The sequence below is a fragment of the Streptomyces sp. genome (assembly GCF_031181705.1).
In the GTDB taxonomy this organism is placed as follows: Bacteria; Actinomycetota; Actinomycetes; order Streptomycetales; family Streptomycetaceae; genus Streptomyces.
Genome location: NZ_JAPSKN010000017.1, coordinates 11,221 through 17,272 on the forward strand (window position 1 = coordinate 11,221; position 6,052 = coordinate 17,272).

Sequence of the window (6,052 nt, forward strand, 5' to 3'; positions counted from 1 at the left end):
GCGTCGCCGTACTTGAGGGTGAGGCGGGCCCGTCCCGTGCGCTCCAGGAGCTTGAGGTAGCGCTGGGCGGTCTGGCGGCTCACCCCGGTCCGTTCGGCGATCTCCTGGGCGGACAGAGGCCCGTCGGCGTTCATCAGGGACTGCCGGACCAGCTCCGCCGTCGTGGGGGAGTGCCCCTTGGGCAGGGCGGTCTCTGCCCCGGCGGACAGGGCGCCGAAGATGCGGTCCACCTCCGCCTGCTCCGCCTCTCCGCCCCCGTCGAGCGTGCGGCGCAGCTCCGCGTACGCCTCCAGCTTCGCGCGCAGACCCGCGAAGGCGAACGGCTTGACCAGGTACTGCAGGGCTCCGTGCCGCATCGCCGCCTGCACGGTGGACACGTCCCGGGCCGCCGTCACCATGATCACGTCGGTCTGGTGGCCGCGCCGCCGCATCTCCTGGACGACCGCCAGCCCTGTGTCGTCGGGCAGGTAGTGGTCCAGCAGCACCAGGTCCAGCCGGGGGAGTGTCTCCAGCCGGTGCAGCGCCTGCGCGGCGCTGTGGGCCTCGCCGGCGACGTGGAAACCCGGCACTTTCTCGACGTAGGCGGCGTTGACCCGCGCAACCCTGGCGTCGTCGTCCACGACCAGGACCTCGATCATCACGACCCCTCCTCGGCGTTCTGCGCGGCGGACGGCACGGTCAGGGCCGGTTCGGGGCCCGGCTCGGTCAGCGCCTCGGGCAGGACGACGGTGAACTCCGCGCCCCCGCCGTGCGCCTCGCCGACGCTCGCGCTGCCGCCCTGCCGTTCGGCGAGCCTGCGTACCAGGGACAGCCCGATGCCCCGCTCCCGGTGGGCCGGCGGCTTCTTCGTGGTCCATCCCTCGGTGAAGATCAACTCCCGGTGCTCGGGCGGGATTCCCGGGCCCGTGTCCCGCACCCGGAGGGTCACCGTCCGCCCCTCGGCGCGCAGTTCGACCTCCACGCGCGCGTGCGGCGTGCCCGCGACCGCGTCGAGGGCGTTGTCCACCAGGTTGCCGACGACCGTGACGAGCCCCTGCGGGTCGACCAGCCGGTCGGGCAGGCCGGTCCGGTCCGACACCCCCAGGGCGACGCCCCGCTCGGCCGCGACGGTCGCCTTGCCGACCAGCAGGGCGGCGAGCAGCGGGTCCTCGATCCGCTCGGTGATCTGCTCGGAGGTGGCACGGTGGTCGCCGACCACCTCGCCGACGAAGTCGACGGCGTCGTCGTACATCTCCAGTTCCAGCAGCCCCAGGAGCGTGTGCATCCGGTTGGCGTGTTCGTGGTCCTGGGCGCGCAGAGCGTCGATCAGGCCGCGGGTGGAGTCGAGTTCCCGGCCCAGCTGCTCCAGCTCGGTGCGGTCGCGCAGGGTGGCCACCGCGCCGCCGTCGTCGGTGGGCATCCGGTTGGCCACCAGCACGCGCTGACCGCGCACGGTGAGCAGATCCGTGCCGGTCACGCGTCCGGCCAGGACATCGGCCGTACGGCCCGCGCCCAGCGCCTCGTCGGGGGTGCGGCCCACCACTGTCTCCCCGAGGCCCAGCAGGCGCTGCGCCTCGTCGTTGACGAGCCGGATGCGGCCGGTGCGGTCCAGGGCGACGACGCCCTCCCGGATGCCGTGCAGCATGGCCTCCCGCTCCGACAGCAGCGCGGCGATGTCCGAGAAGGCCAGGTCCCTGGTCTGCCGGTGCACACGGCGGGAGATGAGCCAGGCCGCCAGCGCGCCCACGGCCAGGGCACCCCCGGCGTACGCGAGCAGCCCCGGGATCGCGTGGATGAGCCGGGCCCGGACGCTGTCGTAGGCGATGCCGACCGACACCGCGCCGACGACCTTGCCGTCGCTGTCGCGCAGCGGCACCTTGCCCCGGGCGGAACGGCCGAGGGTGCCGTCGTCGATCTCCATCACCTCGCGGCCGGCCAGGGCCTGGCCCGGGTCGGTGGAGACGATCCCGCCGATCTGCTCGGGGTCGGTGTGCGACCAGCGCACGCCCCGCCAGTCCATCACCACGATGTACTCGGCCTGGGTGGCCTTACGGATGCGTTCCGCCTCCCGCTGCACCGGACCGTTCGGCGAGGGCGGCGTGTCCCGCAGGTCCTCCGCGAGCCCGGGCTGCTGCGCGGTGGTCTGCGCGATCGCCAGCGCGCGGCGCATGGCCTGGTCGTCCAGCTGGTCGCCGAGGGGCGCGAGGAACAGCCCGGTCGCGAGGACCGCGACGCCCGCGGCGATGGCCACCTGCATCAGGAGCACCTGCGAGAACACCCGCCGCGGCAGGCCGAGGCGCAGGCGGCGTGCGGGGGGAGTGGGGCTCATACCGAAGACGGTACGTGCGGCCGCCCGGCTCCCGTAACGGGTGTGGCATGGATCTCTTGATCAATGGCGCAGCGGGGATCGGCGTCAGCCGGCGAGGGCCGTCGTCACCCTCAGCTCGCGCACCGCGACCACGTCCATCCGGGCGGGGGAGCCCAGGACCGACGCCCCGCAGCTCTCCGGACGGGGTGGCGAAGCCGCGCCCTGGGCCACCTCGACCAGCCAGCGGCGTCCGTCCACGTGCCCGACGGTCACCTCCCAGTGCGGGGCCGCACCGGTCGTCCGAACGACGCCCAGCGCCTCCGCCGCGTACTCGCCGGTGCCGGTGCGTACGGCGAGTTCGGCGGCCTGGCCCGGCCGCTCCCAGGCCGACCTGCCCCGGCAGCCCTCCACGACGACCCGTCCGTCCCGCGCGCGCTGCAGGACCTCCTTGAGCAGGTGCGCCTCGGCCCGCCCGTAGGCGTAGCCGTACGGCAGGACCAGCACGGTCGGGGAGAAACGGTGACCACCCAGATGGGTGACCTCCCAGACGCCCTCGACCCCGGAGGTGGCGAGTTCGGCCGCGAGAGGACGGCCGAGGAGGGCGCAGCAGCGGTCGCGCTTGCCGTTGGTGCAGACGAGCGCCAGCGGGTCGCCCTCGTGCGGTACTCCGCCGAGCACCGCGTCGAAGGTGCCGTGGTCGCCCCGGCCGAGCGCGGCGAAGTCGAGGTCGAGCAGCCGCGCGGGATCCGAGGTCGTGGCGGTGCGCAGCCAGACGTTGCCCGGCACGGTGTGCGCCACGTACACCCGGCGGGTGGCGGGCATCCGGCGGTCCGCGTGGCGCCCGGGGCGGCGGATGAGCACGATCCGTACGCCCGTGTCCTGCGCGGCCGCCTCCAGGGCACGCCCGAGGTCGGGGTCCAGGTGGCTCGAGGTGAGCGCCTTGGCACCCCACGGACCGGGCTGCTCCAGCAGCAGCCAGGTCCTCGCGGTGGCCGCGGTTCCCGAAACGGGCTCGTCGGAGTCCCGGGAGACGCTTGAGCACGTACTCACAGAGGTGAGCCTAACCTGACTTGGCGCGGCTCTCCTCCCGGGGCCGCCCGTGCCTACTCCGGTAGTGGCTGCGGCGGCTTCGGGCCCGCGTAGAGGCCGCTCGGGCGCATCCGCAGCGGTCGTTCGCCGTACTCCTCCAGGGCGTGGGCGATCCAGCCCGCCGTACGGGCCACGGCGAAGACGGTCTCTCCGGCGGTCGGGGGCATGCCGCAGGACGCGGTGAGCACGGCGAGCGCGAGGTCGACGTTGGCGTGCAGCGGGGCGTGGCGGGCGGCGGTGTCGACGACGTCGCGGGCCGCCAGCAGGGCCGGCTCGGCGCGCGGGATGCCTTCCAGCAGGGCGAACAAGGCACGCGCGCGGGGATCCTCGCCCGGGTACAGCCGGTGCCCGAGGCCCGGGATGCGGCGCCCGGCGCGCAGCTCGTCCGCGATCACCGGCCCCGCGTCGCCCTGGTCGAGCACGTCCTGGAGCATCCGGTGGGCGAGCCCGCTGGCCGCGCCGTGCAGTGGGCCCTCGATCACGCCGAGGCCGGCGGAGACGGCCGCGTAGGCGTGTGCACGGGCCGAGGCGGCGACCCGCACCGCGAGGGTGGAGGCGGCCAGGTCGTGGTCGACGAGGAGGGCGAGGGCCGTGTCCAGGACCCGCAGGGACGCCTCGTCGGCGTCCCGCGGGGACAGCCGGGTCCACAGGCGGTGGGCCAGGGGGCCCTGGTCACGGCGGTCGTCACGGCGGTCGTCGCGGCGGTCACGCCCCGCCGGCGGCAGCGCGGCGACGAGCGTCGGGATGAGCGTGCGTGCCGTTCCCAGCACGGCGTCCTCGGACAGGTCGAAGCGCAGCGGGTCCACGGTCGCGGCGGCGGTCGTCGCGACGCGCAGCAGGTCGGCGGGGGCGGCGTGTTCGGGCAGGGCGTCGACGGCGCGGCGGGCGACGGCCACGGAGCCGGCGGGCGCGGTGAACGTGCTGCCCGGGTGCATCCGGCCCGTCCACAGCCATTCGGCGACCTCCTCGTAGCTGTGCCGTGTGGCCAGGTCGACCGCGTCGACGCCGCGGAAGTAGTACCGGTCGCTGTCGATGAGGGTGAGGCGGGTGCGCACGGACAGCTCGCCGCCGGTCCCCGAAGTGCCCGCGCCCTCGCGCCGGTTGCGCCGGGCGAGTGCCTCGACCTCCCGGGCGTCGAAGGTGCTGCCCCGGCCGCCGCTGCCCCGCCGGCTGCTGAGCTGGCCGCGGCTGACGTACGCGTAGACCGTCTCCGGCTTCACGCCGAGCAACTCGGCGGCCTCCTTGGTGCTCAGCCGCCGCTCCGGGTCGAGGGGAGCGGGTTCTTGATCGCGCATGGGGGTCACCGTATCCGTCTCGCGGACCATTGATCGTTACATTGATTCAATCAATATTGACACAGGTTAAGTCAAGCATGGACAGTTCGAATCAAGTCCAGGGAGGAAGACATGTCCGTCAACAGGTCCGCAGCCACTCTTGTCGAGGTACCGCGGGGACTCGCCGGTGTCGTCGTGACCGACACCCGGATCGGCGACGTCCGCGGTCTCGAGGGCTTCTACCACTACCGCCAGTACTCGGCCGTCGATCTCGCGCGGACCCGCGGCTTCGAGGACGTCTGGCACCTGCTCGTGTACGGCGAACTGCCCGACGCCCGGCGGAGCGCGGCCTTCGCGCGGGAGACCGCCGCGCTGCGGCGACTGCCCGACGAGGTGCGTGCCGCGCTGCCCGCCATCGCGGCGGCCGGCGGGCGTTCCGGCCCGCTCGCCGGGATGCGCACGGCACTGTCGCTGCTGGGCGCGGCGAGGGGTTTCCGCCCGGTGTACGACGTGGACGCCGAGCAGCGCCGACGCGACACCCTCGAAGCGGCGGCGGCCGTGCCCACGCTGCTCACGGCCCTGCACCGGCTGGGGCAGGGGCTCGATCCGGTGGAGCCGCGGGAGGACCTGTCCTACGCGGCGAACTACCTCTACATGCTGACCGGCTCGGTACCGGACGACGGGCCCGCCCGGGCCATCGAGCAATACCTCATCTCAACCATTGACCACGGATTCAATGCATCAACCTTCACGGCCCGGGTGATCGCCTCGACGGGCGCGGACGTGGCGGCATGCCTCGCCGGTGCCGTGGCGGCGCTCTCGGGGCCGTTGCACGGAGGCGCGCCCAGTCGCGCGCTGGACACGCTGGACGCGATCGGCACCCCGGACCGCATCGACTCCTGGGTACGGGAGCGGGTGCTCGGGGGCGAGCGCATCATGGGCTTCGGGCACGCGATCTACCGCACGGAGGACCCGCGGTCGCGGATGCTGCGCGAGGTCGCCCAGAAGTTCGGTGGGCCGCGGGTGGACTTCGCCGTGGAGGTCGAGCGGCACGTCGAGGCGATCCTGGCCGAGCTGAAGCCCGGCCGTGAACTCCACACCAACGTCGAGTACTACGCGGGCGTGGTCATGGAACTCTGCGGCCTGCCACGCGAGATGTTCACCCCGACCTTCGCCGCCGCGCGGGTGGTGGGCTGGAGCGCCAACATCCTGGAACAGGCGGAGGACACGAAGATCATCCGCCCGGTGGCCCGCTACGTGGGTCCCGAGGCACCGGCACCGGTGCCCGCCTGAGCCCTCCGAGCAACCATGGGGAGCCGCTGCCGTCCACCCGGCCCGGGCCTGTCCATTCGACCCGGGCCTGTCCACCTGGCCCGGCCCGCCCATCGGCCCGGCCCTCTCC

Annotated in this window: 5 protein-coding genes; 1 reads left to right on the forward strand and 4 read right to left on the reverse strand. The window is 73.9% G+C overall.

The genetic code is table 11. The features are described from left to right. The 4 genes from RIN80_RS06020 to RIN80_RS06035 form a co-directional block, all read right to left on the reverse strand. Positions 1-638: response regulator (locus RIN80_RS06020; protein ID WP_309094445.1), on the reverse strand; the 638-nt coding region annotated here is incomplete at its 3' end. Continuing rightward, a complete protein-coding gene (locus RIN80_RS06025; RefSeq protein WP_309094446.1) occupies positions 638-2,308 on the reverse strand; it encodes a sensor histidine kinase in 1,671 nt (556 codons plus the stop codon). The genes RIN80_RS06020 and RIN80_RS06025, both read right to left, overlap by 1 nt. Before the next feature lie 84 nt (positions 2,309-2,392). After that, positions 2,393-3,337 (reverse strand): sucrase ferredoxin, encoded by a 945-nt coding sequence (locus RIN80_RS06030; RefSeq protein WP_309094447.1) that lies wholly within the window; start codon positions 3,335-3,337, stop codon positions 2,393-2,395. A gap of 53 nt (positions 3,338-3,390) precedes the next feature. Then, a complete protein-coding gene (locus RIN80_RS06035; protein ID WP_309094448.1) occupies positions 3,391-4,671 on the reverse strand; it encodes a citrate synthase in 1,281 nt (426 codons plus the stop codon). A 111-nt stretch (positions 4,672-4,782) separates the two neighbouring features. On the opposite strand from RIN80_RS06035, the gene RIN80_RS06040 reads away from it, so the two are divergent. Then, positions 4,783-5,943, forward strand: a complete 1,161-nt coding sequence (locus RIN80_RS06040; protein ID WP_309094449.1) for a citrate synthase/methylcitrate synthase — start codon at positions 4,783-4,785, stop codon at positions 5,941-5,943. Positions 5,944-6,052: the final 109 nt, after the last annotated feature.

Excerpts from the sequence above, each read along its gene's own strand:
- RIN80_RS06025 (WP_309094446.1), bottom strand. The coding sequence starts at position 2,308 with ATGAGCCCCACTCCCCCCGCACGCCGCCTGCGCCTCGGCCTGCCGCGG.
- RIN80_RS06035 (WP_309094448.1), bottom strand. The coding sequence starts at position 4,671 with ATGCGCGATCAAGAACCCGCTCCCCTCGACCCGGAGCGGCGGCTGAGC.
- RIN80_RS06040 (WP_309094449.1), top strand. The coding sequence starts at position 4,783 with ATGTCCGTCAACAGGTCCGCAGCCACTCTTGTCGAGGTACCGCGGGGA.